General features: G+C 54.0%; 1 protein-coding gene. It reads right to left on the reverse strand.

Features of this window, described 5'->3' with window-relative positions:
- A partial coding sequence (locus Abin_RS15945; protein ID WP_373854446.1) for a helix-turn-helix domain-containing protein occupies positions 1–140 on the reverse strand: 140 nt, incomplete at its 3' end.
- Positions 141–224 lie beyond the last annotated feature (84 nt).

Raw genomic sequence — 224 nt, forward strand, 5'->3', positions numbered from 1 at the left:
CTCTCGCGTTCCCGATGCAGCCAACGGATCGCTGTTGAAACCCCTATACCGTACCGTGTTGCAATCGAGCGGGCTGATGCCCCCGCAGTTCCAGCCTCCAGAACGCGCTCTCGAAGATCATCTCTCAATGCTCGTGCCATCACCGTCTCCATCAAGGAAAATGGTGAATCACATCACGCCTACACTGTCACCAGATGATACAGATTTCAGTGAAACCGCTCTAG

Source organism: Acetobacter indonesiensis (genome assembly GCF_000963945.1).
Classification (GTDB): Bacteria; Pseudomonadota; Alphaproteobacteria; order Acetobacterales; family Acetobacteraceae; genus Acetobacter; species Acetobacter indonesiensis.